The sequence below is a fragment of the Candidatus Hydrogenedens sp. genome (assembly GCA_035361075.1).
GTDB lineage: Bacteria > Hydrogenedentota > Hydrogenedentia > Hydrogenedentales > Hydrogenedentaceae > Hydrogenedens.
On sequence record DAOSBX010000003.1, the window covers coordinates 49,771 to 67,178 of the forward strand.

Consider the following 17,408-nt stretch of genomic DNA (forward strand, 5'->3'; position numbering starts at 1 on the left):
TAAATCTATGTTATTCCAAAATGCCTTCAGTAGATATAACACTATCTTTTAGGTTTGTATTTGAAGGGATAGAGACATTATTTAGGATAACGCATTTATCAAGGTTGCAATTATCTCCAATTTCAACATTATCCCCCAACACAGAATAAACAATGGAACAATTTTCGCCTACTTTGCAGTTTTTACCCTGAATCATATTCTTACCCTGTCTTGTTAGTTCAAGATGGCAACAAGTTATTAAGTCTTTGATATAAGTCAGATTTACATCCCATTCTACAATAGGTAATGCTTTTACAGAATACCCTAAGTCAATCAAGATTTGAATTGAATCTGTAAGTTCATACTCGTCTCTTAAGGCAGTTCGAGGTGTTCTATGAATTCCTTCAAATATTCGCTCATCAAATAGATAAATTCCACAGCCTTTAATTTTTGTTTGGGGATATTTAGGTTTTTCAATAACCCGTGTTACATAACCTTCAGAATTGATTTGCACACTGAAATTTTTTCGAATGACTTCAAAATTTTGTTCTTCCTTGGTTGCTAAGATGCAAGCACAGGCTTCTTTTTTCATAATTTCACACATTTGGCTTAATTGAGGAGCGTGGAAGAAAATATCACCTAATATCAGTAAAAAAGGACTTGAAATATAAGGTTCCAACTGTCCTACTGCATGTGCCAATCCTAATCTCTTTTCCTGCTCCACATACCGAATATTTACTCCCCATTCACCACCATCGCCAATTGTTTGAATAATACGGTAACCTAAATGCCCAATAAGAATAATAATATCTGTAATTCCTATTTGTTTAAGCGCTTCAATTTGGTAAGCAATCAAAGGTTTATTTGCAATAGGTACAATTGGTTTTGGATTTTGTTGCCCGAAAGAACCTAACCTTGCTCCATGTCCTGCAGCTAATATAACTCCTTGATACATGAAAATGTCCTCTTTTTGTTTGAAAAATTAATATATATGTGAACCTAATGGTAAAACACGTATTAACTCTTCTAATGTTGTGATACCTTTCCTTGCTTTCTTTAAACCGTCTTCAGCCATTGTTTCCATTCCTAACGAAACTGCGAGTGTATGTAATTGTGACACAGTAGGATGCTTTAAAATCAACTCTTCAATTGCAGAGGTTACATACAATAGTTCACCGATACATGCTCTACCTCGATAACCTATATACTGGCATAAGGAACACCCTTTGCTTCTGTAAAAGGTTTCTTTGGTGTTTTTTAAGTCAAAAAAAGAATAAACAGATGGATGTGGATTATAAGTTTCAATGCAGTCAGGGCAATTAATACGAACTAATCGTTGTGCCAAACTTGCAATAACGGAAGATGCCACCAAATATGATTCAATGCCCATATCTATTAATCGTATAAAAACACCTGCAGATGTTCCACTATGAATGGTACTTATGACGAGATGTCCTGTTAAGCCTGCCTGAATGGCAATTCTTGCTGTTTCATAGTCTCGAATTTCACCAACCATAATAACTTCAGGGTCTTGTCTTAAAATAGAACGAAGTGCATTTGCAAATGTAAAGTCGACATGAGGATTAATTTGAATTTGAGAGATTTTATCCATCGAATACTCAACAGGGTCTTCAATAGTGACAATATTAGGTAAGTTTCGAGGAGCATTAATCATCTCCTGAATTAAGGCATATATCGTTGTTGTTTTGCCACTACTGCTTGGACCTGTGAGCAAAATAGTTCCTTGGTTTCTGCGAATAATTTCTTTTAATTTTTGTTCAACATTGGGTTGAAACCCAAGTACATCAAGATGAAATAACTCCTGGGTTTCTCCCAAAACGCGGATAACTACTTTTTCACCTTTTATTGTAGGTATTACAGAGACTCGCAGAGGATATTTACAAGAAGTTTTTGTTGGGTCTATCCTTCCATCTTGCGGTATATCTTTTCTGTAGATGACAAGGTCTGCTAATACCTTAATTCTTGCAACTAATTTTCCATGATATTCTTTTGGAATTAAGGCTACTTGGTGTAATATACCGTCAATGCGATAGCGTAAAGCAGTATGTTCTGTCCATGGTTCTAAATGAATATCACTCGAAATATGATAAGCCCCTTGTGTAATTATGAAGTCGATTAGATCCGCAATTGTAGTTTCGTCACTCTCTTCTAACACAGTAGAAATATATCCTTGAATATCTGATAAAGGAACAATTTGTTTAGGTAATTTTTTATCTTTTGATTTTGACATACAAATAACATCCTTTTTTGGTATAATATAACAAAGTTTATTATTTTAACGGTAATAAAGTTTGGGCTAATAATAAAAATGGATTATTATCCGACAATAGATGAACTTGTATATCTTTTTGCATTTGTATCACTTCTTTTGTTAGTGGGAAAATTTATTAAAATAATATTTGTGCAGAAGAGAGAGAGTCCAAAAATATCTATTATTGTTGTTCTATGGTTGACCCTTTTAATTGTGTATATGTTATTTTCAGGGTATATGTATTTAAGAGCAGAACCATCACATCGAATTACTATTCTCGGATGGTGTTTACTTTTTTGGATTATCCCATTGTTTTACTATTCCTTTTTATTTCTTAATGCTGTGTCCAGTCGCATAATGGAACAAATAAGTCCTGTTGGTGCTAAAATTGAAGACCCATCTCCATTTGCATCAGCAAGAAAATTAGCATTATTAGGTGATATTGATGGAGCCATAGAATTATATCGAAGTTATAAAACGCATCAAATAGAGGCTCTTTTTGAGGCTTTTCGGCTGTTAAAATCGAAAGGTAGATATGAAGATGCTTTTAATATCCTTCAAGAAATTATTGATAAGTATCCCGACAGGTCGGATGCTTGGGTTGAAGCCAAATATTATCAAGCAAAAATTAAGGCGAATATATATCAGCAGTTTTCAGAAGCAATTCAAATATATAAGCAAATACTGAAGAAAAGAACCAAAACGCCATTTCATTCTATTGCGGTTAATGAAATTGCTCGATTACAGGCAATACAAAAAACATCAGGAGTTGTTGAAGAGTCTGTGAAATCTGACATAGAAGAAACTCAGCCTGAAGAAAAATTAGAGCAAGTAGAAGAAACTCATTTGGGGAGAATGTCAAAAGATGGGAAGAAAAGATATTTACTTGCTATTGAAGATACTCTCTTTGGAACCTATGTTCCCCCAGACCCATTTTACAAGGGAAAAGATGATAATAAAGATAAATTAGACACTGTTGAAATAGACAAGAAAAAGAAAGTAAAACAAAAAGTTTCTAAACAGAAACATGCTAAAAGTAAAGCAGTGTCTAATAAAAATGAAGAAAAAAATAAAAAGACACCTTCCCAAAAAAATCTTAGTAAAAAATCAACAAAGAAAAAGAGTGAAAAACTTTAGTTAATGTATCCGTAATATACGCCCATCCAATAGGGGAGAAGGAAGAACGTTCCTTCATTTTCGTTTACCCCATCCCTTCCTGAACAACTATTCAGTGTAAATGGGTCATTATCATTACGGAGATGAGGTAATTCTTGAATAGGCAAAGCATACCCATCAATATGCCAACCTCGTACCCGTTCGGGGTGTCGGTCTGCGTCAAACACAACATCAAGCCTTTTCGTATTGTCCATACAATAAGAGATTAAATCTAAGGGGATTCCTTTTAAGGTTTCTAACGCATGCTCTAAAGCAATTTTATTTGGTTCCGTATAACTCATCAACACCATTGGAACTAACCCAGGGACATCTGAATATAAGTCCTTAAAACGATTTTCTTGAACATGTTTTGAAAACTCTTTTGCACATGCAAGATATAGGAAATTCCAGAAAGGCTGTTTCATCCTTCCAGCATGTTGCCATGCATGGTCTACTGCAATTCGCCATAGAAGTAATTTTTCTGGGTCATTTTCATATCTAAAAATTCCAAACCAGCTCATAAGACAAAGATTATTATCCCACGGGACAACATAATCTGGTGGGAAATACATCTTCGATTGCATTGCATTAATATGATAGAAATACTTGTTACATAACTCATTAAATTTTTCATTATAAATCTCATCCCCTGTAATATGATGTGCTACACGGAGAAAGGATAACATCATCATAGAATTTAATCCACGTTGTTCCCAGCCTTTGAGTGAATGTAGCATTTCAGGGTTGAAAAAAGCCCAGCGGGTAGGTTTCCCATCATGGTCTATAAGGCAATAATTGTTTTGAATAAGATGGTCAGTTATTGTTTTAACCACTTCACGAACAGGTTGTTTTTCTTCTTCATTTTCAGCTACAAGGTCGTAATAAATTCCATAAAAGAAGTAGTGTCCTGCTAATTCGTCAGAACTTGTATCACATTTCCACATATATTTCCCATCAGAGGATGTTACAAATCGGGGTACAATCTGTTTCCACAGGGGGTCGGTTATTTGCCTACGTGCATTATATTCTTTTCCCATTAGTTCATTTACAGGTTCACGCCAGTCTATGGGAATAAGGACTCGTGCAGGGAAACCTCTTCCTGTAATGTCAACAAGCCGTTTACATGCAAAGAAACTTCTTTTTGCAATTTCTTTTGATTGTAAGTCTTTTGTAACTGCATAACGAAAGGCATGAACCGCACCGTACATAGATGTATATAGCCCGTCATTATCAGATATTTCCGATTCCCATGTGTCAGTATTATAAGGCTCGAGAAGTCTACATTCGGCAATATAACCGTCACGATTATGACGTTTTTCAACCTGTTGAATAAAATAATCAGATTTCTCTTCTAAGGTCATGATTTTCCGTTCAATTAGAGAGAGTCCATCAGGTGTGGCAAACCACGCATTACCATTGGGTTCAATTGCAATAGAATTGACATGGTCATTTAAGAGCCAGCGATGGCTAAAACGGTAACTGAATTTGTTTTGTTCATACCTTATTGCACCTCGTTTAGTGGCAAACCAAACGATATCATCCTTTTCTCCAGCCACGGCAGAGATAAATTCATTCCATGGGAGTCCCTCTTTCCCTGTAAATAGGCTCCATGAATTGCCATTATATTTTCCAACACCTTCTTTGGCTCCAAACCATAAATTGCCCTGATTGTCATAAACTAACGCATGAACATCCCGAGGTGCCCAACGGCGATTCTCATCTTCAGGTAGTAACCATACCCATTCTGCTTTTGTATTGTCATATTGGTAAATACCTTCTTTTGTTCCTATTGCAAGTTCGTTGTTTTCCCCTATAGCAATAGAATAAATATCAACACCGGGTCCTTTAATTATCTTTTGCTCTGTTTGGGTTATTTCTAAAATATTTTTCCCACAATTTACATATAACTTTGAATTAAAACAGTATAGGTCTGTGATGTTATCATGAGCGGGTAAAGAAATATCACTCCATTTCTTATCATTAAAGTTATACTCATTTACCTGCTTTTCATCAGCGATGTATAATTTATTTTCAGCTGATGAGATATATAACGGCTTAAAAGGAATGTCTTTTAGTTCTTCCCATTTATTATTTTGATATATTTGTATCATGCCAGATTGAGTTAATATAACAATGCCTATGTTAGGCAAATAGAGGACATCCTTTACATTATTTTCTACCAATCCTTCTTTATCTCTGAAAAAGGTCCTTACTTCCTGAACGAAATTCTCATTTCTTTGAGAAATAGAAAAAGTATCGGTAGTGAGTATAGATAGTGAAATAAGAATAGCGATAAAAATAACGTTTTTCATGATATGGCTCCTTATATCTGTTTGTTACCAGTTTATATCCAACTGGTTTCTTTTTGTATCGTAGAACTGAATTGAAAACCCATGATTTCCTTTTTCCTTGACACACTCAATAAAAATATTGTTTTTCCATCGTTTAAGTGTCACCTTAGCTTCAAGAATTTGGACTTCGTTCGAATGGATTGGGTTTTCAATTATTTTAGAATTATTGAGCCATAATTTTATTCGGTTAGTAGTCTTAACCTGAACAATAACCTCCTTATTATCCTCATAATTAAATTCCGCAAAAGCGAACGCAATACCGTTATCTTGTTCGAGGTAAGAAGGATGTAATGGAATTGTAAGAGCTTGATGGAAGTTAAGGAAATGATTATTTTTCTTGTTTGTATACCATGGCTTCCATGTATTCACGCCATATTTGCCGTAAAAAGATTCTGACAAATTTGTATTTTTGAATGAAGGATAATAGGTATCTTCTTCACTTTTGGGTATGGGAAATTCTCCAATAACCAACCATTTACGGAAATATTTATCTCTTTCCGACCTAAACCACTCCACCGAAGATTGTGGAATAGGTAAAGGTTCTTCTGAAGGTATAGCCCTTCTCGAAAAATAAGTTGCCATATTTGTAAAGATATGAGTAGCCAATGGGTCAATGGAAATGTTTTCTAAAATATGCAGATGAGTGAATACAAGTTTTCCAATTCCGTAACGTTGGACCAGTATGTCATTAGCCCAGAAAGGTTCTATTTCATCTTGATGTGGGAAAACAACACAACCACATATATCCTCATCGCCTTTTTCTGCAATGACCTTAGATGAAATTATGTTATTAAAAGGTTTTTTCATAAGACATCGATTAGGTAGGTTTAAAAAGATAGGATGTGGTTTGACATAGTGAAAATGACTGCAATCGGGGTAGTTGTTTAAGTCTATTGTTGTAAATTCTGGACAGTCAGGGAAAATTTCCTTTAGCCTATTCCAATCATCAGGTGGAGAAAAGACAATCCCAATGGCTCCATACCGAACTTGTTCTAACATCATTAGAATCTCTTTATCGGGATAGCCAAAAATAGTATTAGAGATTGGAGGTAGAATATAAATATGAGGGATTTCTCCATTTTGGTCTATCCATTCAGAACAAATTTTTTCATAATAATTTGTAGGATCTATTATTTCAACTGGTATTTTAATAGGTGTAGGTGTAGGTGCTACATAATAGTCAAGTTTTACTTCCGAAACAACGTTATTATCTATTGATAGTTGAGCAACTAATAAATGATTCCCAATATTACTTGACCCTGAAATGTCCCCTTGCCATAAATCTGTGGTGTCTTTTTTAATTTTGATATTCTTTTTTTTCTTCTTCCATAACACTTGATTTGCTGGGCTTAGAATCTGAACAGTTAATCCAACTTGAATTTCGGACTCATCTGCATCAGAATTTATAAAAATTTTATTATCTAAGCGGGGTAATGATATAACAACTGGGGATTCTTCTCCCTGAGTAAGATTTTGTTTTTCCAATGATAAGGAAATACGAAGATTATTATTTAGTGAGGAAAATTTCTGTAGGAGCTCGGTTGAGTTCTTAAATGTGTCTAATAAGGATTCAGCTTCTAAAAATAATGGTCGATTTAAAGTAGAAATACAATGCCCTGCAATTTTCCTATGCTGATAACAAGTATCTATATACGTTTGAATATTTGACAAATAAATCTCTTTGATTTGTTCAAGCAAATTTTCAAAAGAATTTAAAGATAAGTTCAGGTCTCTTTCTTCAAACCCTTGTTTGATTTGTAGATAATATTTTTCGAGTATATTCCCTTTTGCATTTTTATCACATTCATTTTCTGAAATGACGTTATCAATACTCTTTACAGCAAAATGTAATATGTTATCATTACAAACATGCTCTAAAAATAATCGTGTCGCATTATTTGTGTATTGCTGAGGTTTAATGGAAATGTATTTCATTGGAGATAAATCAACTTTATAGGGTGGGCAAAAACAAAACGTATCATTATTTCCCGAATCTTTATGTTGGATGCTAATAAATCTACTACGGTCAATTTTTCTAAAGAAATGGATAAGTGATTTTGGCTCTGGTGTCTCTGATGCATCTTCTATTTGAAACCAAACCAGAGAAGGATGATTTATTTGATTTGTTACAATTTCATCTATTTCACGTTCTACTACTTTTTGCCATTTATGGTGGTTTTGAGAATATTTTAACGAGGGTGTTTCTGAAACTAAAATGCCAATCTCATCACAGAGAGTTAAGACCTTATTAGGTAGAGGTTTGCCATGGGTGAATAGAAAATTATATCCCAATTTCTTAACGATTAATAGATTCTCTCTGATTATTTTTTCTGACAATGAGTCTGTGTTTATATCTTTATAGTTCCAATCAAAGTCTAAGGCTTTTACAAAAAATGGCTTGAAGTTAAAAATGAAATAATTTTGACGAACACTAAAATCCCTCATTCCGAATTTAACCTTGGCTAAATCAGAGTTATTTTCATTTTGGTATTCTACAGTTATGTCATACAAAATCGGTGAATCTGGATCCCATAAGTCAAATTTTTTTAAGGGTATTACAATCTTTGGGAGATGATGTTTAATATCGACGCCTAATTCTGGAATTTTAACTGTGTAAGTACCTCCTTTTTGATTTGTATGGGCATTTATGATTAGCATTTTGCCCATAATATCTGACCTGACACAGACCTTTTGAATATAGAACAAATCTCTTTGCTCTAAATAGACATCCCCCCAAATCCCAGGATAATTCAACCATGAAGAATCATAGATGAATTTATGGTACGTTTCTTCAATTTTTGAAAAAGGAGACAATTTAATAGCAAGAAAATTCTTTCCTGGCTTTATATATTTTGTAATATGTATTTGAAAAGGTGAAAATGCTCCGCCTAAATGTTTACCAATATAATTGTTATTAAGCCACAGAGATGCTGAGAAGTTAACATTACTTAAATAAAGGAAAAGTAGTTTATTATCTGGTATTTCTTGAATTTCAAATTCTCTAAAGTACCATAAGGTTGTTGTTATAGGATTAAATTGAGGTGGGATAGGTTCTATTTGTGGAACTTGGATTTCTATACCGTGTCCCAAAGGTGGGGTATTAAACCATTCTTCTGCCTCACCCTGTTGATTAGGGTCAGGAACAACAGTCCAGATACCATCAAGATTAAATTTTTGTCGATTCGGAAACATCTATTATCCTCAATGATTCTCGAGAGGAATAAGAATTTTACTTTTATTTTTAGTCCCAGTTCAAATTATACTACTATCTCGAGTTAATTATATGAAGAAATGATGAACATGAAAGGAATTGTATGATTGTAGTTATGTTAACTATGATATCAATTATTAATAAAATTGCTACTGATAATTTTCAACTTCCTGAACCTGCAGATATATTTAAAAATTTTACACAAAAAAATTCAAATTACGATGTAATACTTCGCCCTGATAAAGATGAACCTGAGTGGTGGGCTGGTGCTCCATCAGTAGTTCGAGATTCCAATGGTATTTTTTGGCTTGCATGTAGAATGAGAACCGCCGAAGGACAAAGAGGTTTAAGGGGTTATGAGATTAGAATATTAAAAAGTGAAGATGGAATTCATTTCAAGACTGTTAAAAATATTTTGCGTGAACAGGTACCCGTTTCTGGTTTTGAGCGTCCAGCCATTGTGATTGATAAAAAGACAAGCAAATATAAATTATATGCATGTTCGCCTGATGAACATGGGGTATGGTCAATAATTAAGTTTGATGATGCAGATACCCCCGAGGAGTTTAAGCCTGATACAGCAAAAAAGGTAATTCAGCCTCCTGAAAAGAGATTTGAACGAGATATTCAACCTCGAGGATATAAAGACCCTTTTATTTTTATCCATGATAATTTATATCACTGTTATGTAATAGGGTATATCCGAGAAAATGAATGGATATTCCACTTTACAAGTGAGGATGGTGAAACATGGAAACCAATAGGAAATAGTATCGAGCCGATAATGAACTTGAATGGATGGCATAACTTTTTTGTGCGTCCCTCATCTATTTTACCTTTAGGAGTTGGATTCGTGTTTGTTTATGAAGGTTCAAATATGAATTGGTATGACCCTGTTTACAATATAGCAACAGGTTTAGGTTTTACTTTTGACCTTCATAATATAATAGATTTAACGCCAAACTCTCCGTTTTTGGTAAGTTTAACACCTGGGGATAAATTTGCTACATTTAGGTATTCTCATTGGTTATGGGTTAATGATGAGGTGTGGATTTATGCAGAAGTTGTTTGCCCAAATCGTACCCATGAGATAAGGCTATACAGAGTAAAGAGGTAAACATTAGAACGCAAGTTTAAAATATTATCCTGTTTATTTTAAAATATTCTTCCATTATTGTGATGATTACCCACCTACATGAAAGGAATGCGAAAGTGGAAAAAATTGTAAATCTTTGTAAAAGAAGAGGTTTAATTTTTCAGTCCAGTGAGATTTATGGAGGTATCAATGGATTTTGGGATTATGGTCCATTAGGGGTTGAACTGAAAAAGAACTTAAAAGATGATTGGTGGTATGTGTTTGTTCAAACAAGAGAAGACATGCTTGGCTTGGATGCCAGTATTATAATGCACCCAGATACTTGGGTAGCCAGTGGTCATGTTGCTGAGTTTCATGACATGTTGGTTGATTGTAAATCATGCAAGAAACGATTCCGTGCTGACCATATTGAAGGTGACCGTTGTCCAGAATGTGGTGGAGAATTAACAGAACCACGTGCATTTAACAGTATGTTAAGAACACGGATTGGGGTGAGTGATGATACCGCTGTGGATACTTATCTTCGACCTGAGACCTGCCAATCTATTTTTGTGGATTTTAAGCAAATATATAGTACCAGCCGTGTTAAAGTCCCATTTGGTATTGCACAAATAGGTAAAAGCTTTAGAAATGAAGTAAATCCACGAAACTTTATTTTTAGGAGCCGTGAATTTGAACAGATGGAAATTGAATTTTTCTGCAGGGAAGAGGAAGAAGAAAAGTGGTTTGAACGTTGGCAGGAATGGATTTGGCAATGGTATTTGGATATTGGTATTCGAGAGAATAAACTCCGCTGGTATGAACATCCAAAGGAGTCTTTAGCACATTACTCTAAGAGAACAGTTGATATCGAATATGAATTCCCATTTGGATGGGGTGAACTCCAAGGGTTAGCTAATCGTGGCAAATTTGATTTAACACAGCACTCAAACTATTCAAAAAAAGACCTTTCATATTTCGACCCTGAAAAAAATGAGAGATATATTCCCACAGTGATAGAGCCATCAGCTGGTGTGGATAGAACTATATTGGCAGTGTTGTGTGATGCTTACGATGAAGAAATGGTAGAAGGAGAATTACGTATAGTACTTCGACTCCATCCACGTCTGGCTCCTATTAAGGCAGGTATTTTTCCATTAGTTAAAAAACATGGACTGGCTGAAATTGCTACAGACCTTGAGAAAAAATTGCGTAAAAAGTTTATAACATTTTATGATGATTCTGGTGCCATCGGACGAAGATACCGCCGAATGGATGAAGTCGGAACCCCATTCTGTATTACGGTTGATTTTCAGACTAAAGAAGATGGAACCGTAACTATTCGTGAACGTGATGCAATGACACAAGTTCGACTACCTATGGAAGATGTTGCAGGTTTTATAGAAAAACACATTACTCATGAACGCACATAGTTTTTCCCATGGAATTATTTGATACATGTGCTGATAACTATGACCAATTTCGCACAGGAAGTGCTCCTTATCTTTTTACAGTTATATCTCTCTTAAAACGATTTAAAATCAATTCTTTACTCGATTTAGGTTGTGGAACAGGAAACCTTTATTATCAACTCTCTCCGCATTGGAAAGGCAAATATATTGGACTTGATATTTCATTAAAAATGCTGAGAAAGGCACAAGAAAAACGACTTCCTGCAAATTGGGTTCATGCTGATGTACATGATATTCCATGTTCTGACAATTCCTTTGATGCAATTTCAGGAATTTATGTTTTACACCTGTTAGATAGCCTTCCCAAAATGGTATCAGAATGCCGAAGGGTATTAAAACATGGTTGGGTACTTTTCGTTTCTGCTCCTCATCTTTTTATCAAAAATCACCCTTTAAATCAGTTTTTCCCCAGTTTTTCCGAAATAGATATTCAACGTTTTCCGAAAGAGGAGGATATTGTAAACATGCTTATGGAGGCAGGTTTTTATAATATTCATCAAGAATATTATATATCAGTTAGAGATTGGTTATCAGAAGAATATCTGCAAAAAATTAGTTCGAAATTTATTTCAACATTACGACTCATTCCACAAAATGAATTTGAAGAGGGACTTATTAAAATGAAAGAGGAAGTATTAAAAAATAAGTCACCAAAACGTATTCCTTGGGAAAGTGTTTTAATTGTAGGATTTTGTGATTAATAAAAACTTATCTGTTGGTATTTTGGGGTAATAATTCAATTTCAAAAAGGGTATCCCAATATTTACCCGTTATTAAAAGATGGTAGTTGTCATTACGAAATGCTATACCATTTAATACATCTGCGTGAGTGGGGTTTAATAATTGATTTTTTAATCCATATAAATTTATTTTTCCAACCACATTTCCTGTGTCTGGTTGTATAACTACTATAAAATCTTTATACCATACATTAGCACAAATATAGCCCTCAATAAACTCGAGTTCATTTAATTGAGTAATTGGATTCCCTCCTTCCTGAACAAATATCGTTTTTACAACTTTAAACGTTTCAGGCTCACGAAAAGAAAGATATGCTGACCCATCTGACATTATTAAATATTTACCATCATAGGTAAGTCCCCATCCTTCTCCCTCATAAAAGAACCCCTTTTGGAACTCAAGAGTGTCTCGAGAGTAGACAAAACAAATACCTTCTTCCCATGTTATTTGATATAGCAAATTTCCAACAAGTGCTATTCCCTCCCCAAAAATTTTACTAAATGTTTGACCATTATATTCCTGAGGTAAACTCCTTGATAGTAAGGGAACCCCTGTTTCTAATTCTACAATGCGAATAGAAGATTCTCCATATAATCCTGTGCTTTCGTAAAGTACACCATTATCCCAAATTAAACCTTGAGTAAAAGCAGAACTGTCATGTGGGTATTTAGATACAATACGATATGTTAATGTAAAAGGATACTGGGAAGGCCAAAAGGCTGATGTGATTTCATCTTCACCTTCTCCTTCAGGTGGGTGATTGGTTACTCCTTCGGGTTCTGTGTGTATTTGCCCCTCAGGAGTTAAAGTATTTACACTTTCCCCCTCTATTGGTTTTTTGTTTTCACAACAGGGAAGAAACAAAAAGCAATGTATCAGTATAATAATAATGTAACGTTTCATAGATGCTCATAAGTTATTTAGTGATTATTTAAAATGTTTTTTAGAAAAGTATAACAAAAGAAATAGAAAACAAAAAATGATTATCCCTCAAAGAATACAAATACAAACACAAACAGGGTGCAATGGCCGTTGTGTATTTTGTCCCAATGAACAATTTATAAAAGCACATCTTCCCACAGGAAGAATGCCAAAGGAACTATTTTGTTCCATCATTGATCAATTGGCAACTCTAAACCCACATCGGATTATGCCCTATTTACAAAACGAACCATTGCTGGATGAACGGTTGCCAGAATTAGTTGAATATATTCATAAAAAGATGCCCAAAGTAACAACATTAGTTGTAAGTAATGGAACACGATTGAATAATGAAATGGGAGAAAAATTAATAGAAAGTGGGTTAAAACGACTGAAAGTAAGTTTACAATCTTTAAATGATGAAGTTAATCAACAACTTATGGGTTATCCTGCAAAACCTGTCATTGAAAATATTATAATTTTTTCAAATTTATTAAAAAAGAAACAATCCGATATGGATTTTAGGGTCTCTACAATAGTTACCTCTAAGAATGAAAAAGAGATTGATGAAATGAAGAAACTCTGGGGAAAGTATGGTATCCGTCTTGTTTTATCATCGCTTGAGAATAGGGGTGGAAATATTTCTAATGTCTTAGAGTTATCTAATACCCCCGAGATGCGTTTAAGAAGAGGATGTATTCGTCCAACTCGTGATATGTGTATTCTGTTTAATGGTAAAGTTGTTTTGTGCTGTGTGGATTGGCTTAGAACGGTAATTTTGGGTGACCTTAACGAAAAATCGATAACAGAGATATGGAATTCTCCTCGTCTTCAAATGATTCGTGAAGGGTTAAATATGGAGGATTGTTGTCATTTGCCCGAAATATGTCGAAATTGTTCTGAAGCCGTAGAAAACTATAGAAAAACCCCTTCATGGTTAAAACAAATTAAAAATTCCTTTAAACAGGTATTCCAAAATCTGACAAAATAGGTCTGATTTGTTTTTTTACTTTTATTTCTCAGGATATTTAACTTCGTAAGTTTTATTATCAAAATCAACGATTATCGTTGTGCCATCGGAGTAGGTTGTTTTCTGTTTTCGGTATGTATCATCTAAAAATTCATGATTTACTAACTCGAGGAATTGACAATGCTTTGCTATAGAACAGAGTTCTTTAATACGACTAATCTCTTTTTCATCAGCACTAATGTTCAAATAAGGCATTCCTGCATTAAGAATACAGTGCAGGTATCCTGCATCTCCTTTAGGTATACCCCAACCTCCATCTTCCGTTATACTCCATGGCATAATCAAGGAATCATGATAAACCAAATTAAATAAAGGTATGGGAATGCCTATACTTTCACCATTATCCAGAGAAGGTCTTAGCCAATAAGGACCATGATGGACCAAATCAATAACCGAAACAAAATAATCTGTGGGTTCTTCAGAACTTATGATATAACCTTTAGATTTTAGGAAGCGAAATGCCTCTTTACGATATTCTCCACATTCGGAACGAGTAACAGGGGCAAACGATTCATAACTTTCCTCCAGAGGAACTACTGAAAAAACATCTAAATAAACACCCTGAATTTCAACCCCATTACTAATTAGCCAGTTATGATTTCGTTGGACATAGGAAGGCACAAATCGGGGGCTAAGAAACATTTGGGGACCTCCACACCATATACTATGTTGCTCCCTTACTTTTGCTTGATTTAATACAGCCAATTTTGGATTGAATGAGACGGCATTAAGATAAAGGTCCCTATATTGGTCATGAAGAGCAAAGATATATCCCAACTCTTTGCATGTTTTTGATAATTGTTTTAATCCTTCTAATCCTCCTGCTTCATACCCAGGGGGAATAATATCTGGATGACCGCTATCATATCCCAGGAATCCCCATCCATCTAAATGAACATAAGCACTGTCCATACCTTTGTTTTTTAACTCTCGCAATTGTTCAGCAATTTTGCTGTAAAGGACAAGTGAATGATTATTCTCAGGAATCTCCTTATTAAAATAGTGACTACTTTCTTCAAAATGATATAGAGCACCAACATGAATGACTGGAACACCAATTATCTTTTCCAAAAGTGGGCATCGGGCTATTTTTTCCTTAATCGTCACAAAATTTTTATTTTCTTTTACCCAATTTCGATATCCTTTTGCCAGTGTTGTATGATTTGCTTGTGGAAAAAAATAATATTCAATACTTCGTAGATAGCCCAATTCCCCCAAACTGGAATACCATACAGGTTGAACCCTTGTTGGCCCTCCTTCTGGATGTTGATATTCAATCCCGGCGTCATCTGAAGTTGCAAAAATTGCCAATAATCCGCTGTTTCCTTTAATGTGTCCCCACCATGGCATATACATCATTCGTGAATTTGCAGGTTCCTTCCCATAAAACTTCCCCGCATAGTTGGCTGGTAATAACATCCCTTGCATTACACACAAAACGCTTTTTTCATCAGGAGATGGGTTAAGTTGGACAGGTTTTGGAAATTGTATTTCTCTCAATTGTCTCACAATACTCGAACTCACAATATCAATAGTTAGTTTATTATCAGCAAGATAAAAAGTTATAAAGATTGTAAAATTGGGTGCAGATGGAAAATCTTTGAATTGAAGTGTGAAACCTTTTGCATATCCCATTGTTATTTCTTCACATGTGATTTCCTTTGCAGAGACTAATGATAACGTTGTCAGGGCTAATATTATGTCTCTATCATCAGAGGGATAGAACTCCCATTTTTGACCTTGATAGTCAACTATTAATTGTAAATCTTTTTTAGATAGTTGAACCCTCGTCTTTGAATTTTCCAAAATCCAGAAATCAGTATTTTCAGAGAATGTCTCTGAAGAAAGTGATGGTTTTTCAACTGCGTTTTTTAGTAGCCATTCCCGAACTTCTGTAAATTCTTTGTATATGCCTTCGAAATCCGCTTCGGTGGAAATATTGGATATTTTACTTTTGAGAGTTTCTATCTTTGCAGTTTTTTCCTGTGTTAATGTATTGTCCACAGGGATGTTATTGAGTGAATTCAAAAAATACAGATATTTCTCTTTTCTGCTTTCAATATTTTGTGCATTTACAGTAAAGACTGTGGCAAAAACTAAAAATACATAAAAAAGAAAATAGATTTTTTTCATGGTGAGTCCTTTTGTTTTTTTAGATTTGACTTTTTATAGTACGAAAATGTTTTAATAGCATCTTTATAACCATTTGGAATAAGGAAATCTATATGTATTTACATGACGCTCATGTTTCAAATGTTGTTACTTCCTTTGCTACTTTATGGTCAGGTATAATTGTAACTCTTTTTTGGTTATTTGATGGCAAACAACCATTACGCTGGTTGTTTTTCTATTTTACAATCATTATAACTGCTATTCCAACTATTATTCATCACATGTATCCTACACAGCAATTGTGGACTTCTGTAGATATTATTACTAATATCCTTTTAGTTTGGGCGTTGGAATTAGCTTTGGCAGGAGATTTTTTTAAGAATATGCATTATAAAAGATTTGTTTTAATTCTGAGTGTGATAAATTTCTTTGTCGTTTTTAAATTAGGATATGAAATATTTGCTCCACCTGAACGTGTATTTCTTAAATTAGGTGAAAAAAGTGGTTTTACTTTTGGAGAAGTTGCATTAATATTAAACGCAATTTTATCTGTTTCTATTATGACCTATTATTCAAAAACATTCACACAAAAACAAAAATATGTCCTAAAAATTTTGGTGGTTATCTTTTTATTGGGATTAATACTTGCCACAGGAAGTGATGACTTCATTAAACCTACATTTATAGGTTGGCATTCTTTATGGCATATAACAGGTGCTTTTGGATTTATTGTTTTCTGGTATTTTAATCATTTAAGATTTTCAATTGAAGGAGATATAAAAAAATGGTAGTTCATAGTGTTTATTTCTGGTTAAAAGAAGATATATGTGAGGCTAAAAAACAAGCATTTTACGAGGGATTATTAGAACTATCAAAAATACCAAGTGTAGTCAAACTCTATGTTGGAACGCCTGCCCAGACTGCAAAACGTCCTGTAATTGATGATAGTTATACCTTTGGACTTGTGGTTATTTTTAGTAATATAGAAGGACATGATGCCTACCAGAACCATGAAATACATAGAAACTTTTTGTCTGAATTCAGTTCTTTTTGGAATAAGGTGCTAATTTACGATTTTGAGTGTTAGTT

At 34.2% G+C, this 17,408-nt stretch carries 13 protein-coding genes; 7 read left to right on the forward strand and 6 right to left on the reverse strand.

All coding sequences use genetic code 11. The annotated features are described in order from the left end of the window. Positions 1-10: 10 nt before the first annotated feature. Positions 11-934, reverse strand: coding sequence for a sugar phosphate nucleotidyltransferase (locus tag PLJ10_01545; GenBank protein ID HOK08327.1), 924 nt, complete (start codon positions 932-934; stop codon positions 11-13). Positions 935-961: 27 nt separating this feature from the next. After that, the gene (locus PLJ10_01550; GenBank protein HOK08328.1) at positions 962-2,230 is read right to left on the reverse strand and encodes a GspE/PulE family protein; all 1,269 of its coding nucleotides are present in this window, start codon (positions 2,228-2,230) and stop codon (positions 962-964) included. A gap of 78 nt (positions 2,231-2,308) precedes the next feature. Between PLJ10_01550 and PLJ10_01555 the strand changes: the two genes are divergently transcribed. Further along, positions 2,309-3,388, forward strand: a complete 1,080-nt coding sequence (locus PLJ10_01555; protein HOK08329.1) for a hypothetical protein — start codon at positions 2,309-2,311, stop codon at positions 3,386-3,388. Here PLJ10_01555 and PLJ10_01560 read toward each other — a convergent pair. After that, positions 3,385-5,718: a hypothetical protein gene (locus PLJ10_01560; GenBank protein ID HOK08330.1), complete on the reverse strand. Its 2,334-nt coding sequence runs from the start codon at positions 5,716-5,718 to the stop codon at positions 3,385-3,387. The two genes, PLJ10_01555 and PLJ10_01560, sit on opposite strands and share 4 nt — an antisense overlap. 24 nt (positions 5,719-5,742) lie before the next feature. Next, the gene (locus tag PLJ10_01565) at positions 5,743-8,949 is read right to left on the reverse strand and encodes a glycoside hydrolase family 2 TIM barrel-domain containing protein (GenBank protein ID HOK08331.1); all 3,207 of its coding nucleotides are present in this window, start codon (positions 8,947-8,949) and stop codon (positions 5,743-5,745) included. Positions 8,950-9,071: 122 nt separating this feature from the next. Here PLJ10_01565 and PLJ10_01570 point away from each other — a divergent pair, with 122 nt between their 5' ends. The 3 genes from PLJ10_01570 to PLJ10_01580 all read left to right on the forward strand — a co-directional run bounded on the left by PLJ10_01570 (position 9,072) and on the right by PLJ10_01580 (position 12,216). Beyond that, positions 9,072-10,085 (forward strand): hypothetical protein, encoded by a 1,014-nt coding sequence (locus tag PLJ10_01570; GenBank protein ID HOK08332.1) that lies wholly within the window; start codon positions 9,072-9,074, stop codon positions 10,083-10,085. 62 nt (positions 10,086-10,147) lie between these two features. Beyond that, complete coding sequence (locus PLJ10_01575; protein ID HOK08333.1) at positions 10,148-11,476, forward strand: glycine--tRNA ligase; 1,329 nt, start codon at positions 10,148-10,150, stop codon at positions 11,474-11,476. A gap of 8 nt (positions 11,477-11,484) precedes the next feature. Next, positions 11,485-12,216, forward strand: coding sequence for a methyltransferase domain-containing protein (locus PLJ10_01580; protein HOK08334.1), 732 nt, complete (start codon positions 11,485-11,487; stop codon positions 12,214-12,216). A 7-nt stretch (positions 12,217-12,223) separates the two neighbouring features. Here the strand turns inward: PLJ10_01580 and PLJ10_01585 are convergent, their stop codons facing one another. Next, positions 12,224-13,159: a glutaminyl-peptide cyclotransferase gene (locus PLJ10_01585; protein ID HOK08335.1), complete on the reverse strand. Its 936-nt coding sequence runs from the start codon at positions 13,157-13,159 to the stop codon at positions 12,224-12,226. A gap of 76 nt (positions 13,160-13,235) precedes the next feature. Here PLJ10_01585 and PLJ10_01590 point away from each other — a divergent pair, with 76 nt between their 5' ends. Further along, positions 13,236-14,168 carry a radical SAM protein gene (locus tag PLJ10_01590; protein ID HOK08336.1) on the forward strand — a complete coding sequence of 311 codons (933 nt, stop codon included), beginning with the start codon at positions 13,236-13,238 and terminating at the stop codon, positions 14,166-14,168. A 21-nt stretch (positions 14,169-14,189) separates the two neighbouring features. On the opposite strand, the gene PLJ10_01595 is transcribed toward PLJ10_01590, so the two are convergent. Next, on the reverse strand, positions 14,190-16,340 hold the full coding sequence (locus tag PLJ10_01595; GenBank protein HOK08337.1) for a DUF5696 domain-containing protein: 2,151 nt from the start codon (positions 16,338-16,340) through the stop codon (positions 14,190-14,192). A 92-nt stretch (positions 16,341-16,432) separates the two neighbouring features. Between PLJ10_01595 and PLJ10_01600 the strand changes: the two genes are divergently transcribed. Together PLJ10_01600 and PLJ10_01605 are read left to right on the forward strand one after the other, a co-directional pair. Then, positions 16,433-17,110: a hypothetical protein gene (locus PLJ10_01600; protein ID HOK08338.1), complete on the forward strand. Its 678-nt coding sequence runs from the start codon at positions 16,433-16,435 to the stop codon at positions 17,108-17,110. Next, positions 17,104-17,406 carry a Dabb family protein gene (locus tag PLJ10_01605; protein HOK08339.1) on the forward strand — a complete coding sequence of 101 codons (303 nt, stop codon included), beginning with the start codon at positions 17,104-17,106 and terminating at the stop codon, positions 17,404-17,406. Before PLJ10_01600 ends, PLJ10_01605 begins: the two co-directional genes overlap by 7 nt. Positions 17,407-17,408: the final 2 nt, after the last annotated feature.